At 38.1% G+C, this 20,330-nt stretch carries 23 protein-coding genes; 7 read left to right on the forward strand and 16 right to left on the reverse strand.

Translation table 11 applies throughout. From position 1 onward, the window contains the following. Window positions 1-104 precede the first annotated feature (104 nt). On the reverse strand, window positions 105-806 hold the full coding sequence (locus AB1H92_RS11320; RefSeq protein WP_115360200.1) for a glucosamine-6-phosphate deaminase: 702 nt from the start codon (window positions 804-806) through the stop codon (window positions 105-107). A gap of 358 nt (window positions 807-1,164) precedes the next feature. On the opposite strand from AB1H92_RS11320, the gene AB1H92_RS11325 reads away from it, so the two are divergent. After that, window positions 1,165-2,306, forward strand: a protein-coding gene (locus AB1H92_RS11325; protein ID WP_370475002.1) for an IS3 family transposase whose coding sequence is annotated in 2 segments (ribosomal slippage) — window positions 1,165-1,438 and window positions 1,438-2,306 — 1,143 coding nt in all. Because the reading frame shifts where the segments join, the coding sequence is not laid out codon by codon here. Window positions 2,307-2,462: 156 nt separating this feature from the next. Here AB1H92_RS11325 and AB1H92_RS11330 read toward each other — a convergent pair. The 6 genes from AB1H92_RS11330 to AB1H92_RS11355 form a co-directional block, all read right to left on the reverse strand. Beyond that, a complete protein-coding gene (locus AB1H92_RS11330; protein ID WP_115362395.1) occupies window positions 2,463-3,233 on the reverse strand; it encodes a 3-hydroxyacyl-CoA dehydrogenase in 771 nt (256 codons plus the stop codon). Between the two features lie 51 nt (window positions 3,234-3,284). After that, complete coding sequence (locus AB1H92_RS11335; protein ID WP_115362396.1) at window positions 3,285-4,466, reverse strand: CaiB/BaiF CoA-transferase family protein; 1,182 nt, start codon at window positions 4,464-4,466, stop codon at window positions 3,285-3,287. Between the two features lie 500 nt (window positions 4,467-4,966). After that, the gene (locus AB1H92_RS11340; protein ID WP_115364136.1) at window positions 4,967-6,190 is read right to left on the reverse strand and encodes a dicarboxylate/amino acid:cation symporter; all 1,224 of its coding nucleotides are present in this window, start codon (window positions 6,188-6,190) and stop codon (window positions 4,967-4,969) included. Between the two features lie 166 nt (window positions 6,191-6,356). Next, the gene (locus AB1H92_RS11345; RefSeq protein ID WP_075527277.1) at window positions 6,357-6,665 is read right to left on the reverse strand and encodes a DUF4870 domain-containing protein; all 309 of its coding nucleotides are present in this window, start codon (window positions 6,663-6,665) and stop codon (window positions 6,357-6,359) included. Window positions 6,666-6,739: 74 nt separating this feature from the next. Beyond that, on the reverse strand, window positions 6,740-7,132 hold the full coding sequence (locus tag AB1H92_RS11350) for a DnaJ family domain-containing protein (protein ID WP_115362398.1): 393 nt from the start codon (window positions 7,130-7,132) through the stop codon (window positions 6,740-6,742). A gap of 15 nt (window positions 7,133-7,147) precedes the next feature. Continuing rightward, window positions 7,148-7,387: a hypothetical protein gene (locus tag AB1H92_RS11355; protein WP_243835692.1), complete on the reverse strand. Its 240-nt coding sequence runs from the start codon at window positions 7,385-7,387 to the stop codon at window positions 7,148-7,150. 130 nt (window positions 7,388-7,517) lie between these two features. Here AB1H92_RS11355 and AB1H92_RS11360 point away from each other — a divergent pair, with 130 nt between their 5' ends. After that, window positions 7,518-8,774, forward strand: coding sequence for an erythromycin esterase family protein (locus AB1H92_RS11360; protein ID WP_115362400.1), 1,257 nt, complete (start codon window positions 7,518-7,520; stop codon window positions 8,772-8,774). A 69-nt stretch (window positions 8,775-8,843) separates the two neighbouring features. On the opposite strand, the gene AB1H92_RS11365 is transcribed toward AB1H92_RS11360, so the two are convergent. Continuing rightward, window positions 8,844-9,338: a PaaI family thioesterase gene (locus AB1H92_RS11365; protein WP_115362402.1), complete on the reverse strand. Its 495-nt coding sequence runs from the start codon at window positions 9,336-9,338 to the stop codon at window positions 8,844-8,846. A gap of 145 nt (window positions 9,339-9,483) precedes the next feature. On the opposite strand from AB1H92_RS11365, the gene AB1H92_RS11370 reads away from it, so the two are divergent. Then, on the forward strand, window positions 9,484-9,924 hold the full coding sequence (locus AB1H92_RS11370) for a hypothetical protein (protein WP_115362404.1): 441 nt from the start codon (window positions 9,484-9,486) through the stop codon (window positions 9,922-9,924). A gap of 88 nt (window positions 9,925-10,012) precedes the next feature. Here AB1H92_RS11370 and AB1H92_RS11375 read toward each other — a convergent pair whose 3' ends face one another. Both AB1H92_RS11375 and AB1H92_RS11380 read right to left on the reverse strand, forming a co-directional pair. After that, window positions 10,013-10,489 (reverse strand): NUDIX hydrolase, encoded by a 477-nt coding sequence (locus AB1H92_RS11375; protein ID WP_115362406.1) that lies wholly within the window; start codon window positions 10,487-10,489, stop codon window positions 10,013-10,015. A gap of 116 nt (window positions 10,490-10,605) precedes the next feature. Next, on the reverse strand, window positions 10,606-11,022 hold the full coding sequence (locus tag AB1H92_RS11380; RefSeq protein ID WP_115362408.1) for an NUDIX hydrolase: 417 nt from the start codon (window positions 11,020-11,022) through the stop codon (window positions 10,606-10,608). Between the two features lie 60 nt (window positions 11,023-11,082). Here AB1H92_RS11380 and AB1H92_RS11385 point away from each other — a divergent pair, with 60 nt between their 5' ends. The 3 genes from AB1H92_RS11385 to AB1H92_RS11395 all read left to right on the forward strand — a co-directional run bounded on the left by AB1H92_RS11385 (window position 11,083) and on the right by AB1H92_RS11395 (window position 14,799). After that, on the forward strand, window positions 11,083-11,385 hold the full coding sequence (locus tag AB1H92_RS11385; RefSeq protein WP_115362410.1) for a hypothetical protein: 303 nt from the start codon (window positions 11,083-11,085) through the stop codon (window positions 11,383-11,385). 128 nt (window positions 11,386-11,513) lie between these two features. Next, window positions 11,514-13,331, forward strand: coding sequence for an oligoendopeptidase F (pepF, locus tag AB1H92_RS11390; protein WP_172481051.1), 1,818 nt, complete (start codon window positions 11,514-11,516; stop codon window positions 13,329-13,331). 140 nt (window positions 13,332-13,471) lie between these two features. Then, window positions 13,472-14,799 (forward strand): IS3 family transposase gene (locus AB1H92_RS11395; protein ID WP_115362412.1). Its coding sequence is split into 2 segments (ribosomal slippage): window positions 13,472-13,850 and window positions 13,850-14,799, totalling 1,329 coding nucleotides; the frame shifts between segments, so codons are not numbered across the junction. 66 nt (window positions 14,800-14,865) lie between these two features. Here the strand turns inward: AB1H92_RS11395 and AB1H92_RS11400 are convergent. The 5 genes from AB1H92_RS11400 to AB1H92_RS11420 form a co-directional block, all read right to left on the reverse strand. After that, complete coding sequence (locus AB1H92_RS11400; protein WP_115362414.1) at window positions 14,866-15,717, reverse strand: GNAT family N-acetyltransferase; 852 nt, start codon at window positions 15,715-15,717, stop codon at window positions 14,866-14,868. Between the two features lie 130 nt (window positions 15,718-15,847). Next, window positions 15,848-16,270 (reverse strand): VOC family protein, encoded by a 423-nt coding sequence (locus AB1H92_RS11405; RefSeq protein ID WP_115362415.1) that lies wholly within the window; start codon window positions 16,268-16,270, stop codon window positions 15,848-15,850. Window positions 16,271-16,372: 102 nt separating this feature from the next. Further along, window positions 16,373-16,651, reverse strand: coding sequence for a hypothetical protein (locus AB1H92_RS11410; RefSeq protein WP_115362417.1), 279 nt, complete (start codon window positions 16,649-16,651; stop codon window positions 16,373-16,375). 846 nt (window positions 16,652-17,497) lie between these two features. Then, complete coding sequence (locus AB1H92_RS11415) at window positions 17,498-17,938, reverse strand: DUF2269 family protein (protein WP_115362419.1); 441 nt, start codon at window positions 17,936-17,938, stop codon at window positions 17,498-17,500. Window positions 17,939-17,948: 10 nt separating this feature from the next. After that, window positions 17,949-18,296 (reverse strand): ASCH domain-containing protein, encoded by a 348-nt coding sequence (locus AB1H92_RS11420; RefSeq protein ID WP_115362421.1) that lies wholly within the window; start codon window positions 18,294-18,296, stop codon window positions 17,949-17,951. Between the two features lie 244 nt (window positions 18,297-18,540). Between AB1H92_RS11420 and AB1H92_RS11425 the strand changes: the two genes are divergently transcribed. After that, on the forward strand, window positions 18,541-19,773 hold the full coding sequence (locus AB1H92_RS11425; RefSeq protein ID WP_115362423.1) for an MFS transporter: 1,233 nt from the start codon (window positions 18,541-18,543) through the stop codon (window positions 19,771-19,773). A gap of 86 nt (window positions 19,774-19,859) precedes the next feature. On the opposite strand, the gene ribE is transcribed toward AB1H92_RS11425, so the two are convergent. Beyond that, window positions 19,860-20,324, reverse strand: coding sequence for a 6,7-dimethyl-8-ribityllumazine synthase (gene ribE / locus AB1H92_RS11430; protein ID WP_115362425.1), 465 nt, complete (start codon window positions 20,322-20,324; stop codon window positions 19,860-19,862). Window positions 20,325-20,330: the final 6 nt, after the last annotated feature.

Genomic DNA, 20,330 nt, shown 5'->3' on the forward strand with positions numbered 1-20,330 from the left:
GTGACGTTTAAATTACGAAAGTTTTATCGGGAATCAACAATAATAAAAAGGGTGTTCAAGTCACATTTGACTTGAACACCCTATTTCTAATCCATTCATTACTTTCAAATAGCAAGATCTGTAATAATTGTTACATTATCATGTTCTAATAACTTAGTAATCGGCCATTCAGAATCAACTTTTCCTTCTGATAACTTAGTAAGCGCAGCTCGTTTCTTTTCTCCGAAAGCTAATAATACAATTTTTTTCGCACGTAAGATAGATTTAATTCCCATCGTCATCGCGGTATTAGGCACTTTCTCACCAGGCTTAAAGAAACGGCTATTCACTTCCAATGTAGATTGTGTAAGCTTTGCTACGTGAGTAACAGAATCGAATGGCGTGCCCGGCTCGTTGAATGCAATATGTCCATTCTCCCCAACGCCGAGGATCTGAATGTCTAGAGGATTGGCTAGAAGTAAGTCTTCAAATCGCTGACACTCTTCTTCTAAGTTTTCTGCTAATCCGTTTAATGTATTCACTTTTTTAAATTTCTTTTTACTGAATAAATGTTCATTCATAAAATACGCATAGCCATTTGGATTATCATCAGAAATACCTACATACTCATCCAGGTTAAACGTTGTGACGCCTGAGAAGTCAAGGTCTGATTCTACCCATTTCTTATACACTGGAATCATCGTTCCACCTGTTGCTAGACCTAGGACATGCAGTTCGTTTTTTTCAAGTGCTTCTTTTATGATGTTAAATAGATTTTCGGATCCTTCGTCAGGATTATTTACTTTAATAAACTTTAAACCATTCATGGTATCAACCGACCTTCATTAGATTTGTTCCGTGATTCAATTGTAATTTTTCTCTATGCTATGGTCAACTATTACACAGTCTTACTCATCCCCTGCCACCGCCTTCTTCTTTTCATTTCAGTCGATTTATATCATTATAGGAATTGACCAAATCATACTACTTTAAACATTGTATGCTTGAGGAGTATGTCCAAAACCATTCACAATAACCGTTCATTTTTCTCATTACATTCAATAAAAAAACTACGATGCATTTTATTAAATGTTGCACTGACTTAAGAAAATGAGACAAATAAAAGCACCTTTCGTTGAAAAACGGGTATACCATACCTAAATACAACGTGGAGGTGCTTTTTGTATGGGAACAAGAGTGAGTTATCCTTATGAGGTGAAAATGAAGGCGATTGAAATGCGTTTAGCAGGAGTACCAGTAAAACAAGTATTAGAAGAGCTGAACATCAAAAATCATTCACAGTTAAAAGTTTGGATGAAATGGTATCGAGAGGGCGAAATTCACCGACTTTATCAACCAGTTGGCAAGCAATATAGTTTTGGAAAGGGACCAGAATATGGGTCAAACGAACAACGTTTAGCAGCCGAAAATCGTTATTTGAAGCAACAAATCGAAGTTTTAAAAAAGTACAAAGAGTTGGAGAGGAAGTGGTTGGACAAGCATTTGTAGAACTGGTTGAAGAACTTAAAGATAAGATGCCAATTAAGGAAATTTGTATACACATGGGAGTCGCTCGATCAACTTATTATCGTTGGAAAAAAGAGAGTAGAAAAGAAAATAGTAAGGCAAAGCGTGATGAAGAGATTGGAAAGCTATGCACGGAACATAAATTCAGATATGGATACAGAAAAATCGCTGCATTAATGCCTGGAATCAGCGAGAGAACCGTCCAGAAAGTGATGCAAAAATATGGTTGGTCATGTCGTGTTAAGGTGAAAAAACGTAAGGTTACAGGTCAGCCTGCTTATGTAGCGGATAATATACTACATCGGGATTTTCACGCCACAGCACCTTTACAGAAATTAGTGACTGACATTACTTACTTGCCTTTTGGACAATCGATGTTATATCTTTCAAGTATTATGGATTTATACAATGGAGAAATTATTGCTTATACGATTGATGGTAAACAGAATTTATCATGTGTTTTAGACACACTTAATCAACTTGATTCACTACCAGAAGATATTATATTACATAGTGATCAAGGAGCTGTTTATACTTCTTATGAGTATCAAAAACAGATAAAAGAAAAAGGAATTACCATGAGCATGTCCCGCAAAGGCACGCCTGTTGATAATTCCCCAATCGAAGCGTTTCATTCCACCCTAAAGTCTGAAACGTTCTATCTCGACGACATACATAGCACAACCAATGCCTGTGTTATTCAAATCGTCGAAGATTACATTAACTATTATAACAATATCCGAATTCAAACGAAACTAAACAACCAATCGCCGGTAGATTACCGACAATTGGTTGCCTAAAAAGGTGTTTTCTTTGTGTCTCATAAACGGTCCCCAGTGCCGTTTAGTAGATTTCAGTGTTCAAACGTTTTGCTCTTGCCAACGCTTATCCCTTACAAATCGACGTAACACATATAATGGAACTAACCGGTTTTAACTTAGGGGAGTCATCTATTTTTATCTAGGCGCCATACGAATTCCACCGTCATAACGAATGACTTCACCGTTAATGTACTCATTTTCGATCATGAATGAAACAAGTGAAGCGTATTCAGATGGCTTTCCAAGTCTTTTTGGAAACTCAACCATTGTCTCTAATTTATCTACCACTTTTTCCGGCAAAGATTCTGCCATCGGTGTACGGAATAAACCGGGAGCAATCGTGTTAACGCGAATGCCATGTTCAGATAAATCACGTGCAATTGGCAACGTCATGCCGGCAACTCCTGCTTTACTTGCTCCGTAAGCAGCTTGTCCCATTTGACCGTCGAACGCCGCAACTGATGCAGTGTTAATAATAATGCCGCGCTCACCACTTTCCGTTAATGGTTCGTTTTTGGACATCTGTTCAGCTGCTAATCGAAGCACATTAAATGTGCCAACCAAGTTAATATCAATCACTCTTTTAAAGTTTTCTAATGGGATTGGGCCCGAGCGTCCTAACGTTTTTTGTGGTGTTCCTACACCTGCACAGTTTACACAAATATGGACCGCGCCAAATCGGTCAATCGTTTTTTCGATTCCTGCTTTTGTAGATGCTTCGTCTGTCACATCAACTGAAAAGAAAGACACATTTTCACCAAGTTCTTCACATATTTGCAACCCGGCTTCTTCATTCAAATCGAATATCGCTACTTTCGCACCTTGTTGCATTAAACTTTTAACTGTTCCTAATCCTAGCCCAGATGCCCCACCTGTTACGATCGCTACTTTATCTTTAATTTCCATTTTATTCACTCCTATTTTCAATCGTAATTCAACCAAAAAAATTCCTTTTGACTAATTAAAAATTCCTTGCACTTTCCATTCTTCAATTTGCTCTTTTGCAATTCCTTGTTCCATTAAAATTTCCTCAATATGCGCGCCTAATTTTCCGCCTGTATGTTTATAGATAGGTTCTGTACTTGAAAACTTTATCGGAAAAGCGATTTGCTGCGCATACTCCCCATTTTCCTTGGGTACGTCCACAATCATTTCTCGTGCTTGTAATTGCGGATGACGACTGGCTTCGGAAAAAGTTAGGATAGGTTCAACACATCCTTCAAAATCTTCATCGAATATTGTCAACCATTCATCAAATGTTTTCGATAGAAAGATATGCTGTAAAGTTTCTTTAAATTGCTTTTGATCTTCTACCGTTTCACTCATTGCGATATTCAGTAGCTCGGGTTGTCCAATTGCTTCGCATAACACTTTTCTAAAGGCGGGCTCCAAACTTCCTACTGAAAAATAGCGCCCATCTTTCGTTTCGTAGTAATCATAAAAACCGCCGCCATTTAATAGAAGTTCTTCCGCTTTGGGCTCGATTCCATTTGTTAAATAACCCGGTCCATACAACGCATTTAATGAAAATGCAGCGTCTGTCATACTTACATCGATATATTCGCCTTCGCCCGTTTGTTGTCTTTTTAATGCCGCTGCCAAAATTCCGATGACTGCATGCATCGAACCCCCTGCAATATCAGCCACTTGAAAGCCAAGTGTAGGAGGCCGTTCCCCTTTTCTACGAGAATAATCTAGTAAACCCGATAGTGATAAAAAATTATTATCATGACCCGGACGATTTTGATAAGGACCTGTTTGGCCATATCCAGTAATCGAACAATAAATTAATTTTGGATTCACCTTTTTCAATGTTTCATAATCCAAGCCTAATCTTTCCATAACACCAGGACGAAATTGTTCAACGACAATATCATACTCAGTTATGAGTGATTTTATTATTTCTACTGATGCTGCTTTCTTTAAATTTAACGTTAGGGAACGTTTTGAACGGTTTAAGTGTCTATGCGCAGCCGATTCTCCGTCGTCCATCGGCGGCAGTTCCCTGACTAGATCAGTTCGTGTCGCCGACTCTACACGAATCACATCAGCCCCCATATCCGCAAACATCATCGTTGCATATGGTCCAGGCAGTAACGTTGTAAAATCTAGTATTTTTAAACCTTGTAAAATCCCCATTTTCTTCTCCCCCTAATCCCCGACTATCTTATGTTTATAGTGCAATTTCTATGCAAAATTCAATTATTCAGAAAACTATTAATAAACCTCGCATACTCTCGACTATTTCAACGATAAAAAGGAACTTTCTTATAAATTCTTCTCCTTTACTTATGAATGATAGTATTAACAAATGTGCTTTCCTGAATTAAATAATTTGAATAGATAGTAAATTTGACAGTTATCTAATACTAACATAAAAATCGAAGAGGGGTATGGAGGTGCTGATAAAAGATATAACTAAATTGTATCGAGAGGCCTTTGAATCTAAAGAAAAAAGTTAAACTTAAATACTCTAGAAGAAGCACGAGGCGCCAAAGCCGGAGCCAGTAGAATTTTTGGGGTTAGTAGGATATGGCTACATGCTATATTGAAAGGACATGAAATTATAATCTAAAAATAAAAGCCGCTATTAGTCTCCAACTAATAACGGCTTTTATTATGATTTTATTGTGTGTATATCATGATTCCACAACACCTAGTTGTTTATCTTCAACTTTCTCTGTTCCCGAGACGACAACAGCTGCCGATGCGTCTCCGACGACATTTACCGTAGTTCGCATCATATCAAGCACACGATCGATTCCGGCAATTAACGCAATACCCTCAAGTGGCATGTTAATTGACGAAAGTACCATCGCAAGCATAATCATCCCAGCTCCCGGAACACCTGCTGTACCGATTGACGCGAGCACTGTTGTTAATACAACTGTTACTAGTTGCATTAACGTTAAATCTAGTCCGTAAAATTGAGCGATAAAAACAACTGCAACTCCTTGGTATATCGCAGTTCCATCCATATTGATCGTTGCACCCAGTGGCAAGACAAAACTTGAGATTTTATTTGGTACACCAAGGTTTTCGTTTACATTTTTAATCGTTACTGGTAACGTACCTGCACTACTTGCTGTACTAAATGCTACGAGTGCTGCCGGTGAAATTCCTTTAAAGAAATGGAGTGGACCCATGCCGCCCCAAACTTTGACAGCCGCCGAATAAACGAGCAACGCATGTAAAAGACAAGCAAGATAGACCCCTAACACTACTTTTAATAATGGTAATAAAACTGAAATCCCGTATTGTCCAATAATTGGTGCAAGCAAACCTAATATACCAATCGGCGCGAATTTCATGATAATTCCGGTAATTCTATACATGATTTCCGCAAACCCTTCAAAAAACCGGTAAACTGGTTGTGCTTTTTCTCCAACAAATGTGATGGCTAATCCAATAAATAACGCAAAGAAAATTACTTGTAAAATGTTCCCTTCTGCCATTGCTGTAAATGGATTCTCTGGAACAATGTTTAAAAATGTCGTAATTGCGCTTTGTGGCTCCGCTGTAGCTGCTTCTGGAACTTCCAAGTTTGCAGTTGGAATGTCTACACCTTTTCCTGGAGATATCATAAGCGCTACTGCAATACCGATTATTATCGCTATAGCTGTCGTGCCTAAATAATATGCAATCGTTTTCAATCCAATCCGCCCTAATTGTTTCGGATCAGATGAACTAGCGACTCCTACAACAAGTGTTGATAGAATTAACGGTACGATAATAAATTTAATTAAACGTAAAAATAAATCTCCTAATGGCTTTATAAAATCTATTGAACTACCGAATATGCTGCCAAGAATAATTGCCAAAACGAAAGCAATTAATATTTGCGTAACGAGGTTAAATTTCAATTTCATTTTACAGCCCCCTTTTCTGATAATCTTTTCTTAATACCTTATCATATACTTACAAATTGATAAACATGTTTTTTTAAGTTTACCATTTACTTTACAGATGAATATTGCATATTCAAAAACGCATTCCAAAATTTTTTTCGAAATGCGTTCAATTTCTCTATTATTGATACCATCTTCCCACTATCGGATAATTATAATCTTCATCATTCAATGCTTTTACAATCCCAATAATTGGAACGACAAGCCACATGATTCCGAATCCAATTAAAAACGGAATTCCGATAAGTAGAAACGAAAAGATGATTGAAAGGGTAATGAGTACGCCAATTACTAATTGAAATAATACAGCTTGAATCGATACTTTTTTTACCGTTTCATCTTCACTGATCAAGAAGATGATAATCGGTACTAAATAAGGAGCGAAAAAAGCGCTGGCATGAACTAAAACTTTCATCCCTTTGTTCTCCATATAAAAACCTCCAATTGCTTTAAGTAGTTTATTATACGGTTGAAAATACAAAAGGATTCATTTTATTATACTCTTCACCGCCAATACTCAAATGCTTGATTAATCGTTTCCGCGGATACTTTACCTTTAAGAAATGGTGGTGGACAGTTTCTATTGTAAATTCCGATTTTCTTATTGATTTTTTTGATGCGCTTGCTCAACTCTCTTGGCTCCATTTCCTTTTGATTCGTTGAAATTTCGATTAGTTCATCTCTAATTTCGTGTTGTAATTTTAACCAGTACGGTTTATAGCCTGCGTCTTTTGCAATGCGTTGAAAATGTTGGAATGTATCACCAGATAGATACTCTTTTGATAACGGTTTTCCAGCACCTTCTAAATGATTGATACGCCCTTGATTCGCATCGTTACTTAAAATATCTCCGATCAAATCATTATATGATGGGTTATTTCTATTTTCGTTGGTCATCACTATCACATCCATCTATGGCTTGGGTAACTCTTTTTGTTCTGAATGATGCTCCAATTTCATTCGTTCAAGTTCAAGCTTCATTTTTTCCGTTTCAATGATAAAATTTTTTTGTTTAATTTTTTCTAATTCAATTTGTTCTTGCACAATGTCCTGTTGGATGCGTGCTATTCTTCTTCTATGGTCCGTCAGTATTGCTGTTATTGGTATCGCCATAACCATTCCTACAATAATGATCCCTTCCAATATTTCCACCGCTTCCCTTCGATTGTTTGCTTTCCATTATACGCGACGACGCTTATCTATTACCCCGTTTTCCAATAAGCGTACAATTTCATCGTTAGGGTACAATGAAATTAAAGATATGATGAAATGAGGATTTTAAATGACTCCATTTTTGACTCAAATGATACAACAAAACGCAATTCCTTTTAATCATGAGCTACCTCTTCAGCAAATCATTGATGCCATTGGAGATGCTCAATTTGTCCTGTTAGGTGAATCTACTCACGGAACAGCTGAATATTATACAGCTCGTGCGCAACTTTCTAAAAAGCTTATTGAGGAAAAGGGCTTTACAATCATCGCGGTTGAAGGCGATTGGCCCGCCGCCTTTGAAGTAAATCGCTATATTAAAGAGTACCCTTCCGCAGCTAACTCAGCAAAACAACTCTTAAAGGAATTTAATAGATGGCCAACATGGATGTGGGCCAATGAAGAAGTGAGTACATTTGTCGATTGGTTAAAAACGCATAATGCTAATAAAGAGGCTACCTCACAAGTTGGTTTTTACGGATTCGATTTATACAGCTTACCTGAATCGATTGAAGAAATACGCGATCACTTACACGATATAGTGAAAAACGAGGCAGAATTAATTAAAGCTCGGCAAGCTATCGCCTGTTTCGATCCCTATGAACCATTGCCAGACCACTATGCATTATCGACATTTCATTTCAATCAAAGTTGCGAAGCTGAAATTAATTCGTTGTCATCTATCATTCAAAAGTATACTGATTTTCATCCGACTGAAGATGAACAGCGTCTGAATATCAACATGAACGCATTAATTATTAAAAACGCAGAACATTACTACCGCACTTCATTACAAAACGATTCACAGTCTTGGAATATTCGAGATGAACATATGGCAGAAACTGTTGAAGCACTAACAAATTATTTTGGTACAGACTCCAAGGTGATTGTTTGGGCTCACAATACGCATATTGGGGATGCGAGAGCGACTGCGATGAAAAATGATGGGATGCTGAACGTCGGGCAAATTTTTAGAGAGAAATACGGCAAAGAAAATGTCTACGCCATTGGATTTGGCACATACGAAGGAACTGTAATTGCTGGAGAAGCTTGGGGTAAACCTTTTCATACGATGAAAATACCACCAGCTAAACAACATTCCTGGGAACACCATTTACACAGTGCCGGAGCGCATAATCAACTACTATTATTTAATGAAAAGAACCAACACTACTTTAATAACATGATAGAGCATCGGGCGATCGGCGTCGTGTACCAACCCGATTATGAAATGTATGGAAATTACGTCCCCTCTCAAATAAGCGAGCGTTACGATGGATTTATCTATTTCGATAAAACAACTGCACTTCATCCAATCCACGTGTAACCTCTTAGAATGATAATAATAGGATAAGCTTAAACGCTTATCCTATTAATTTTAACCTTCTATTTTAGATTATTTATTAGTAAACGTTTTCGGCATTACAACTGCGATTACTTCTCCCGTTGCACATAACGTATCACCTGCGAAAACCTCCACAGAAACCTTCCACTTCTTTGGATGAATTTCTTCCACTTGTCCAACTGCTTTTAATGTAGTTTCTTGTGGTGTCGGTTTTAAAAAGTTTACGTTCAATGAACCCGTAACAAAACGCGGTGGTTCTTCCCCACTGCCTGGTTCAAAACCATTTTTTCTATGAAGCGCAAGTGCTGCTGAACCAGTTCCGTGACAATCTACAAACGAAGCGATTGCCCCCCCATAAACAAACCCCGGAATCGCAGCATGCTTAGATGACGGATTGAAATATGTAACCGTTTTCTCCCCGTCCCAGCCAGTTCTAAAATGGTACCCCTCCTCGTTCAATCGACCACACCCATAACACCATGCAAAATCATCTGCATAATCATCTTGAATTGCATGAACAACTTTAGTAATAACTTGATTTGTCATTACAACTCCCCCTTTCCTAATCATTATAACATTCACATAATTAAATTCATTATTTTTTCCGAAGTTTCATATATCTAGTTGCAGACATAAGTAAAATGAATGCTAGTTGCGTATACTATAGAAACGATCCGTAGGGGGAATCACAATGAAATTTAGAGCTATTTTATTACTTGCACTCATGATTGGCGGAGCTTACATGATGGTCCAGTCATTTCAAGACTATGAAAAAAAAGAGTTCACAGATATTCTTCATTCAATGGATGCTCCGTTTAACTCCCTGATTTTTACAAAACCCTCTGTCAATGGTCAAGGCACAGATTCTTGGGTAGTGGATGAACAAGAGGAAATTGATACACTTTTAAAGTTTTTACAAAATTATCACGTGCGAAAATTAAAGCCTGAAGAAATAAACGTGTATGATGACGTCAACCACTTTAGCATTAGTTTACTAGATGATAACGGAAGTGAACTGAGCATTATGTTAAGTGAAGATTTAATCATTCAAGATTCTATATTGTATTACGAAGTCGTTGACGGTCCACTGGATATTGATTGGCTATTGGCGTTTTTCATTAGCAATCAATAATAATGTGCTATGGGAAAGCTATATGCTTTCCCAGTCAGCTCGGGAAGGATAATTTTCCATCTAATAATTAACAGGGAATCTTTTGAGGCTAATCAGCTTTTTTTGTATTCACTTCCCTCGTTTTCAGCATATTCTGTTGGGCCATTGATAAAAATAACGGATTCATATTTCCTGGCAAACGATCAATACTAAAAAATTTAGCATCTTCTACCTCAACACCATCCGGCTTGAGTGTGCCGCCAATAATGTCTTTTGTCTTATATACAATTGTCACAGAGTAGTATTCATCTTTATTTTCTAGTCTCACATAAGTTTGTTGACCAGAAATGACCGCCACTAATTCAAGAAGCCCTATCTCTATTCCTGTTTCTTCCAAAACCTCCCTTTGCCCTGCTTCTTCTGCCGATTCTCCAAGTTCTATAAATCCCCCTGGAATTCCCCATTTCCCATCAAATTTCTTCACCAATAATATTTCACCTTCACCATTAAATACTGCTACCCCCGAACCACAAAGTATAAGCGGTCGATGCCCTACGATACTTCTTAATTCTTCAACATAACCCATATCTCATCTCCCTCAAGTGTTAAAGTTGGATGAAGTCAATTTATCAAGTGATTCATCGTTATGCATAACTAGACTTAAAAATGAATTCTAATTGGATGATTATATGCTTCAGCCCCTCATTCATTGACTCCTTGATACACATAAGGGATAGAACTCATCATCAATTTCTCAATTCCCCCTTTATAATAAGATGCTAAAAGGCTTGCTTCTGTAAGCTCTTTCCACGCTACTTTTGCAATCCCATTAGTATCTTGAATCTTTAATTCTCCGCCCACTATCTTTGCTTGAAAAGTGAAAAACAAAACATGATTTCCTTCATGTTCCCTAAACGCTTCATTCACGGCGACTAAATTTTCTATCGTAATGTTTAAACCAGTTTCCTCTTCTACTTCCCGAATAACTGCCTGCTCTAATGTTTCTCCTTTTTCTACGCCGCCTCCAGGAAGTGACCAATTGTGATGACGTTTATTTTGAACCATTAATACTTTTCCCTCTTGAATCATTAACGCATACACAACATCAACTCTTTTCACAATCAAAATCCTCTCTTTTAGTTTATACTTATAAGACGAATAACTGAAGGAGTGCTATTTGTGGATAATAAATCAGTAGAAGAACTTATTATAAAAAAATATCAGGATGGAGAAAAAACGATGATTCGTCTATTTGTAGAATGGTGCCGCAATCATCAACTTGATCCTCATATGGTCTATCATCTTGCTTATCCGGAACAAGAAAAAAATAGTATACTGATTGAGATTTTAGAAGAAATCGATCAACAGGATCCATTAAAAATTCCGGACCATACATTACTTGAAGTGCTGCAATACTTCGGGAATGATGAACTTGCTTTTGTGGTTGTAGATTTAATTGAAAAAAAGTCAAGACGATCGTAAGCATGATTTGACAAAAACACCGAAATATCTGAAGGTTCCCAAGAGAGGGATTCGCTTTTACTTTCCCTTTATTCTACTATATACTATTAAATAGTTCGATATCCGTAATATAAAGGGAGAGATGAGAATTGGTGAAATCATTACCACTACGTTCTGAAGTTAAAGTAGAAGAAACTTGGAATTTACAAGATTTATTCAAAACTGAAGAAGAGTATAATGAGGCTGTTGCTGAATTAACAAAAGAAGTCGATGCCTATGCTCTTAAATTTAAAGGAAATATTGTTGACGCTGCCTCGGCGATTGAAGCATTAAAGGGATATGAGCGAATCGTCGCGAATATGGTTCCAGTTGGCGCATATACAAGTCTATCTGCAAGCACTGACCAAACGAATGACGAAGCGCAAATGCGTTCAAGTAAATTCGGTTCGACTGCAGCGAAAATAAACAGTCAGCTCTCCTTTGTGAACAGTGAACTGTCTGAGTTGCCTGCAGAAACGTTAGAAGCGGCCATGAACCAATCTGAGGACTATGAAAACTTCCTAGAGAAATTAATTCGCAAAAAACCGTATCAGCTACACCCTGAAGTAGAAAAAACATTAGCTGCATTTTCTGCAACTTTTAATGCACCATATGGCTTGTACAATACAACGAAAATGGTAGACATGTCGTTCGATGATTTTGAAGTTGAGGGCAAACAATATCCACTTAGCTATGTTTCTTTCGAAGGTGATTGGGAATCAGAACCCGATACTGCTAAACGCCGCGCAGCATTTGAAGCATTTTCTGCAAAGTTAAGAGAGTACCAACATACAACTGCAAAAACATATGATATGCAAGTCCAAACTGAGAAAACGACTGCGGATTTACGCGGTTATGAATCAGTATTCGATTATTTACTGTTCAATCAAGAAGTGGACAAGTCTATGTATGACCGTCAAATTGATTTGATCATGGAAGAACTGGCACCGCATATGCGTAAATATGCGAAACTACTTCAAAAAGTACATGGTCTGGATAAAATGACGTTTGCGGATTTGAAAATTCCTTTGGATCCGAATTATGAACCCAAAATTACAATCGAAGAATCGAAAAAGTATATTGATGATGGCCTTGCGGTAATGGGTGAGCATTATACGAATATGGTAGACCGTGCATACGACGAGCGCTGGATTGACTTTGCTCAAAATAAAGGTAAATCGACAGGTGCGTTTTGCTCCAGTCCACACGGTTACCACCCGTATATTTTAATTTCATGGACAGGTAGCATGGAAGATGTTTTTGTTCTTGCGCACGAGCTTGGCCATGCTGGACATTTTTATCATGCAAATGCTGAACAAAATGTATTTAATGCACGTCCGTCGATGTATTTTATTGAAGCACCTTCAACGATGAATGAAATGCTCATGGCAAATCATTTATTGAAAAACTCGGAAGACCCGAAATTTAAACGTTGGGTAATTTCTTCTATCGTTGCACGCACGTATTATCATAACTTCGTCACGCACTTATTGGAAGCTGCCTACCAGCGTAAAGTGTATGAGCGAATTGATGAGGGCGGTAGCGTGAACGCGAATGTCTTAAATTCATTGAAGCGTGAAGTACTCGAAGATTTCTGGGGCGATGATGTAGAAATTAACGACGGTGCTGAATTAACATGGATGCGTCAACCACACTATTATATGGGCCTCTACCCTTACACATACAGTGCGGGCCTAACGATTTCAACACAAGTTTCCAAACGAATTCTCAAAGAAGGCCAACCTGCTGTCAATGAGTGGATTGAAGTATTAAAAGCCGGCGGAACAAAATCGCCAGCTGAACTAAGTAAAATGGCTGGTGTTGATATTACTACAGAAAAACCGTTACGCGATACGATTGCTTACATTGGTGAGTTGATTGATCAATTGGTAGACCTTACAGAAGAAATCGAATCTGTGAAAAACTAAACATTAAAGAAGAGTAGTTGCTTTAAATGAACTGAGCCCCGAATAGTGGACACTTTAAAAAAAGTGACCTATTCGGGGTTTTTTCTGTTTTTAAAACCCGTTATACTAGAAAACAAAGATTGAGAACGGGAGATATTCAAATGAGTAAAATAATTTTCAACGAAATTCAAAGAAAACAACTAGAAGCAAATCCAAATGTCGCCTCTGTATCAGATCGTGCTATTCAATATCATGCAGAGTTTAAAATACGTGCCGTCAAAGAAAATATGAACGGTAAGGGACCGACCCAAATTTTCATAGAAAATGGATTCGATTTAGATGTTATTGGAGTTAAGAAAGCCACATCGTCCTTGTGCCGATGGAGAGATACGTATAAAACCTACGGCGAACAAGGACTTCTGGAGGAACGTCGGGGTAGAGGAAGCACTGGTCGCCCATCGACAAAAGATGTATCTCCTGAGAAGAAATTAGAGAAAGCTGAAGCGCGTATAAAGTATTTGGAAGCTGAGTTGGAATTACTAAAAAAGCTAGAGGAACTCGAAAGGCAGGCGAAGAAACGATATTAGCACCGCACGAAAAATATGCAGTAATCAACGAAGTCATCCGGAAATACCAACTAAAGAACATGACCCATTACCTTTGTAAAGTAACTGGTGTGAGTCGAAGCGGTTATTATGTGTGGCTTAAAAACTTGGAGAAACATGCGATGCGTGAAGAACAAGACTATCAAGACTATTTATTATTAAGATGCATCTATGATGCATTCAAAGGAAAAATTGGTTATCGCGGACTTTACATGGCCTTAGAAGAACTGTTGATAACGCCAATGAACCACAAAAAAATTCTACGCTTAATGAGGAAGTTTAACTTCTTTTCGAAAGTGCGCCGAGCGAATCCATATAAACATATTGCGAAAGCAACACAGGTACACCGTACGGTTCCTAATCACTTAAATCGAGCATTTGATCAAGAAGAACCAGGAACAGTATATTTAACTGATATCACTTATTTACCGTACCGCAACGGTCAAACGGCTTATTTATCTTGTATCAAAGATGTAGCAACCAGGGAAATCGTCGCTTATGAACTGTCGACTAGCTTGAAAATGAGATTGGTGTATCGCACATTAGATAAGTTAGAAGATGCATTAGACGGAAACATCCATCCACAAGCAATGATTCATTCCGATCAAGGTGTCCATTACACACACCCGGGGTATCAAGAACGCGTAAAGAAAATAGGCTTACTTCAATCGATGTCACGACGAGGAAACTGTTTGGATAACGCTCCAATGGAGTCTTTCTTCGGGCATTTTAAAGATGAAGTAGATTATAAGGAAGCATGTAATGTACGCGAACTAATGGAAATGATAGACGAATACATGGAGCATTATAATACAACGCGCAAACAATGGGATTTAAAAAAGATGACTCCGGCACAATACCGAAGTCACCTAATTGCAGCCTAAACTATTAAAGTCCTTTTTATTAAACTGTCCGTAAATAAGGGTTCAGTTCAAAAGGCGACTACTCTTTTATTTATTCACAAATCCTATATGAACTGAATCGGCAATTTTTCTATAACCAATCTCTTGATAGATTTTATTGGATGTAGGATTTAACAAATCCGTATAGAGCATACAAAAATTGTATTCTTTTAATAATTCCTTTGAAACTGCTGCCACAAGAGTTCTCGCATACCCTTTTCTCCTTTCCTCTTTCGGCGTGAATACCATAGAGACCGTAATGCCATTTTTCGTAGGGCGAGATTTTTTCATCATGGAAACAACCTTTCCTTCATCTTCCCACAGAAATACTTCCCTAGCTTTGACAAATTTCTGTACACGTTCTTTAACAATAGTTGCATGAGACATCGGCATTGACGTATCTTGTTCAAATAAATGGTACCAATTTTGAATGAGTTCACAGTCTTTTTCGACTGCCAATCGCCATTTTCCTAGGCTATCTTTTAGTTGTTCATTTACAGCATCCAGTCGGTATAAACCTTGATCCATTAATAATTGTTCTTCCAATCCAGTTTCGTTTTTCCACTTCTCCGCAAATCGTTTTGCCCAAGATTTCATGCTAATAATCGAAGAAAACTTGATATTTTCTTCGATGGCGGTTTTTATTAATAATTCCATGCATGCATCCAAATGACTTTCATCAAGATAAATCATATTGACCGGATGCGGCGGTGTCATTTGAAATAAGGCAATCACTTTACCTTCATGCTCAATCGTAGCCATGAACGGTTTTTCATAAGCACCATTTTTTATTGATTCTAGTACGCCTAAAAATAGGCTGAACACGTCATCCTTATGAGCGATTACCGGTAATACTTTATCAGAAAACTCATTTGCGTCATTGTATAGCGTGAACTTCATCCAATCCCCCCATTTTCACTTGAATGAAATACCTTTTTTAGTTAAAAAATAAAGAAGAGGTATGTTGTTTTCAAAGAAAAACACCATCCCCTATCACACGCTTAAAAGATGCTTCTATAACGAACCGCTCTCACTGCTCTTCACTCTCATGGCTTAACTGCCAGCCGATACCAAACTTGTCCGTTACTTTTCCGTAACATTTACTCCAAAACGTTTCTTGAAGTTCTAACTCGACAGTTCCGCCCTCTTTCAAACCTTCATACGCCGAACGAATCTCGTCAATATCTTTACTGACGACAGCAAGCGTAATATTATTCCCTGCCACAAATGGATTCCCAGAAAAATTATCAGAAAACATAACATTACTTCCGCTAATCGTCAGTCTAGCATGCATGACAAGATCTTTTGCTTCTTCAGGAAGAGGATAATCTGGATTTTGAGGTCCATCTCCAAATGTCATAATTTGCGGTTCGCCCGCATTAAAAACTTCCGCATAAAACTCCACAGCTTCCCGACAATTGCCATTAAAAGTCAAATATACATCTACAGCCATATGTACGCCCCCCCTTTTATCGAATAGTTCGTTAATTATAACATGTACGCAAATGATATCAATCATTCCTACATGTTTGATTGAGTATAGTTTTTGTGGCTGCTATTTTAAGAAGGAATTTAAAGAGTTAGGTATTCTATTTTTAATAATGCCAAATAAACTATGTTGATTTCCGTTCCGAGTGGACGCTTTCGGTGGGGCGTGCGGTGAGCCAATCGCAAAACGAAGATTGCGATTGGCCTTAATTTCTGCGGTTTTTGCAGAAATTAAGGCATCCGGTAGATATTCATGCTCATATCGCTTCGCTTTTACTCGCAAAAGCCGTTCTTCGTTACGGCTTTCGCTAATCCCACCCGAGTCGCCACTCTGCACTCCAATCAACAGAGATTTCTTATATAAAAGTTTCTATAAACGCAATCCATTTTTCCTATCAAAGTTATTATTTCTACTTACTTCAATCAAACCGAATATGTCCATTGTCATTTTTCATTTGTCCTTCATCAAAACCGTACCTTCTCACGGTTCTCAGCTAGTTCTTGATCTTAACACTGTTAAGAACTGGGTGAACGCGTCTGAATAGGTTTATTGAAGCGTTTTAAATAAATCTGTTTCAATCTTTATCAATGTTGGTAATTTCTTATTATTTTTTTAATCAAGTCGGTTCTCTCCTTAGTGTTTGTGCCAAACTTCACTACGAAATAAAGAGTCCTTTATCCATGCCTTAAAACCCAAATTATTATATGTGCACACCAATTAATCGGAGTGGAAATCGGCGAGTGCTCTCAAACGCTTCGCTTTTTGGTCGCAAAAGCCGTTCTTCGTGACGGCTCTTCCAGCGGGAACAGCGCGAGCTAGCCGAACGGCGAAGGGTTCGGTTTGTATAATTTTTGTGGTCTTTACAAAAATTATACAGAAAGTTCTTGCCCCGCAGGAACGCAGTGACGAGGAGATTGAAGCCGTGCACGCGGAAATAATAAATGCGGAAGGAGGCGCTTAGATGCAAAAAGCATAAGACGAATTAACGGAGTGGCGTCTTTTGCCACGCAGTTAATTTGGCTTATGACTCGAGCATCTGACTCCTAAAGCTGGATAAGCGTCCGATTGGAACGGAGATTAATTGTGTTATGGATTTTTATTTATCCCCCACAAATAATTTACTCATATTACATGTATAACATAAAAAAGATATGCACCGCTTAAGGTACATATCCTCTCTATAATATATGTTCACCAAAAACTTGGCTTTTGGACCATTAACCAAAGCAATATGAGCATCAATCCGATATAAACCCATGTCGTAAAAGTAAGTCGTTTTAATATGTATTGTTTATTCGCATGAGGTTCATGAAATTCCCGAAGGACTTTTGAAAATCCTGATGCTAAAAACACGGCTGTAATGCCCATGAGGACAACAGTCATGACAACCCAAGATGTATGCCATGGCCAAGGTCCAAATAGGATAAGGAGCACGCCTGTCGTAACGAGTAAATGACCTGCGTGCATGACGATTCGTATAATGACTCGAATGATAGATAAATAGATTTTTTCATTTGCCTCTACTTCATTTCTTATCCTATTAATAATCGGGATAATGATGAATAACGGGCCAATCGAAAATACTGCGCTCGTTACATGAAGAAAAACAAGTGTTGTATAGTAGTCAAACATAGTTAACGTATCATTTCTGAACAGCGCTAAACTCGTGCACCCATACGCTCATCTTTGGCACCCAAGGCATATTCGGATGTAGCGCAAGAATCGCCTGTTTATACGCTTCTAAAGTCTCATATCCTTCTTGCTTCGCATCTTCCTCTGTCATTTCACCAAGCGTCTGTGCATAAAGTGCATCTACTTTAAATTCTTTACCTTCTAGCACCATGATTTCACCAGGGTAAGCATAGACACCATTACGTCTTGTCGCGGTTTTTTCACCATTTAATACTCTCTGTACATCTTCTTTTACAGTGACAAGTCTTTCGATTGAACAAGTCTTTTCTGGTAAATTTACATCATTTTTTTTCGTCAAGTGAATCCCTCTTTCCTTAAATTGATTCTCCTTCTATTATACCTCCCTTATTCATATATCGCGAGAAAACCAATTTCTCAATAAGGTTTAGAGCATACTTTTCCAGTCACAAAAACGTCTATTTTTTTAATGGAACTGTTTCAATATATATCCTTTCAGCAAAATGACATTTACTTTTTGAAAGTAACCTGTTAACGTGAAATGTTGGAACCTACTATATATTTAGACAAGAGGAGGAATACTAATGGGTGTTCCTGTAAAAAATGAAAAACCGGAGCGTCGCTCAACCTTAAGACTGCTCCTCCTTGTAGCCGGAATTATTTTACTAACGACTAACTTACGTGCTCCGATTACTTCTGTTGGACCGGTTGTCCCTCTTATTCGGGATGGACTAGGCATTTCAAATACAATGGTTGGTGCACTGACAACAATTCCATTATTGGCATTCGGCTTATTATCTCCTTTTGCCCCACGTCTCGCTAGAAGATTTGGAATGGAATTTGTCTTATTTTTTGTGTTAATCGCCATCACATTCGGACTTATTGCCAGACCTTTAGGCGGCATTTCGATCCTTTACATTGGGACCATTTTTATTGGTGCCGGGATTGCAATTGCCAACGTACTTATGCCAGCCTTTATCAAAATGAAATTCGAAAATAATATTGGCGTCATGACAGGAATCTATTCAATCTCTATGAACATCACTGCCGCATTGGCAGCTGGGTTAAGTATTCCAATTGCAACCGCCAGTTCGTTTGGTTGGAAGGCGTCTATTGGCGTTTGGGCAATATTTGCGGTGATTGCACTTTTAGTTTGGATTCCGCAACTCCGTAATCAACAAAAAGCATCTTCCCAAGGGAATGAAAATCATAAAGGAAATTCTCTTTTACGCTCAAAACTAGCTTGGAAAATTACGATTTTCATGGGATTACAATCTTTATTATTCTTCTGTATCGCAGCTTGGTTTCCTGTTATTTTACAAGATAGAGGGATGACTGCAGAGAAAGCAGGCTGGATGCTTTCATCCGTCCAATTGGCACAGTTGCCTTTTACCTTTATTGTTCCAATTATCGCAGGACGAATGAAAAATCAAATCCCGCTCGTTTGGGTTACATTCATTACCTTAATCCTTGGACTCTCAGGAATTTTATCTGGTTCAATGGCACTCGTATTACCGTCTGCAATTTTGTTCGGAATTGCAACTGCATTTGCATTTGGCTTAGCAATGATGTTCTTTATGTTAAGAACTGAAAACATATTTGAAGCAGCTGGTTTATCTGCAATGGCGCAAACATTTGGCTATTTACTTGCAGCTACGGGCCCTGCGCTTTTCGGTTTGTTATATGACCTAACAGGCGGTTGGACAATTCCTATTTTCTTATTAGTATTCTCTTCTATCGTCCTCCTCATTGTTGGATTGGGGGCCGGAAAAGATAATTATGTATCAAAACCGCCACAAACAACAACTGAAAAATAATCACTTAAACATTTATATTAAAAGTACAAAAGACTTCCTAATCCGTCTCAAATTGACGGACTGGAAGTCTTTTCTTTATTATAACGTTAGATTTCTTTCATTAAATTTGCCATTTCAATAGCCGCCGTGCCAGCATCCCAACCTTTGTTTCCGGCTTTTGTGCCCGCACGTTCAATTGCTTGTTCAATCGTTTCAGTCGTTAATACGCCAAAGATGACTGGAATGCCTTCTTGCATATTAATGGCAGAAACGCCTTTCGCTACTTCATTGCATACGTAGTCAAAATGAGGCGTCGATCCGCGAATCACTGTGCCAAGCGTAATCACTGCATCGTACTTGTTTGAAGCAGCCATCTTCTTCGCAACAAGTGGAATTTCAAAAGCGCCTGGAACCCATGCAACGTCAATATTTTCTTTCTCCACACCATGACGGCGTAATGCATCTTCTGCCCCACCTAGTAACTTTCCTGTAATAAACTCATTAAATCGACCAACAACAATCCCTATTTTTAAATCCGTTCCTACTAAATGACCTTCAAATATTTTTCCCATGAAATT

Source organism: Sporosarcina pasteurii (assembly GCF_041295575.1).
Lineage (GTDB): Bacteria > Bacillota > Bacilli > Bacillales_A > Planococcaceae > Sporosarcina > Sporosarcina pasteurii.

Coding starts and splice junctions, on each gene's coding strand:
- AB1H92_RS11400 (WP_115362414.1), bottom strand. CDS start 15,717: ATGAAGTTCACGCTATACAATGACGCAAATGAGTTTTCTGATAAAGTA.
- AB1H92_RS11330 (WP_115362395.1), bottom strand. CDS start 3,233: ATGGAAATTAAAGATAAAGTAGCGATCGTAACAGGTGGGGCATCTGGG.
- AB1H92_RS11345 (WP_075527277.1), bottom strand. CDS start 6,665: ATGGAGAACAAAGGGATGAAAGTTTTAGTTCATGCCAGCGCTTTTTTC.
- AB1H92_RS11415 (WP_115362419.1), bottom strand. CDS start 17,938: ATGTTTGACTACTATACAACACTTGTTTTTCTTCATGTAACGAGCGCA.
- AB1H92_RS11320 (WP_115360200.1), bottom strand. CDS start 806: ATGAATGGTTTAAAGTTTATTAAAGTAAATAATCCTGACGAAGGATCC.
- AB1H92_RS11375 (WP_115362406.1), bottom strand. CDS start 10,489: ATGGGTTATGTTGAAGAATTAAGAAGTATCGTAGGGCATCGACCGCTT.
- AB1H92_RS11405 (WP_115362415.1), bottom strand. CDS start 16,270: ATGGCTGTAGATGTATATTTGACTTTTAATGGCAATTGTCGGGAAGCT.
- AB1H92_RS11360 (WP_115362400.1), top strand. CDS start 7,518: ATGACTCCATTTTTGACTCAAATGATACAACAAAACGCAATTCCTTTT.
- ribE (WP_115362425.1), bottom strand. CDS start 20,324: ATGGGAAAAATATTTGAAGGTCATTTAGTAGGAACGGATTTAAAAATA.
- AB1H92_RS11370 (WP_115362404.1), top strand. CDS start 9,484: ATGAAATTTAGAGCTATTTTATTACTTGCACTCATGATTGGCGGAGCT.
- AB1H92_RS11335 (WP_115362396.1), bottom strand. CDS start 4,466: ATGGGGATTTTACAAGGTTTAAAAATACTAGATTTTACAACGTTACTG.
- AB1H92_RS11425 (WP_115362423.1), top strand. CDS start 18,541: ATGGGTGTTCCTGTAAAAAATGAAAAACCGGAGCGTCGCTCAACCTTA.
- AB1H92_RS11365 (WP_115362402.1), bottom strand. CDS start 9,338: ATGACAAATCAAGTTATTACTAAAGTTGTTCATGCAATTCAAGATGAT.
- AB1H92_RS11350 (WP_115362398.1), bottom strand. CDS start 7,132: ATGACCAACGAAAATAGAAATAACCCATCATATAATGATTTGATCGGA.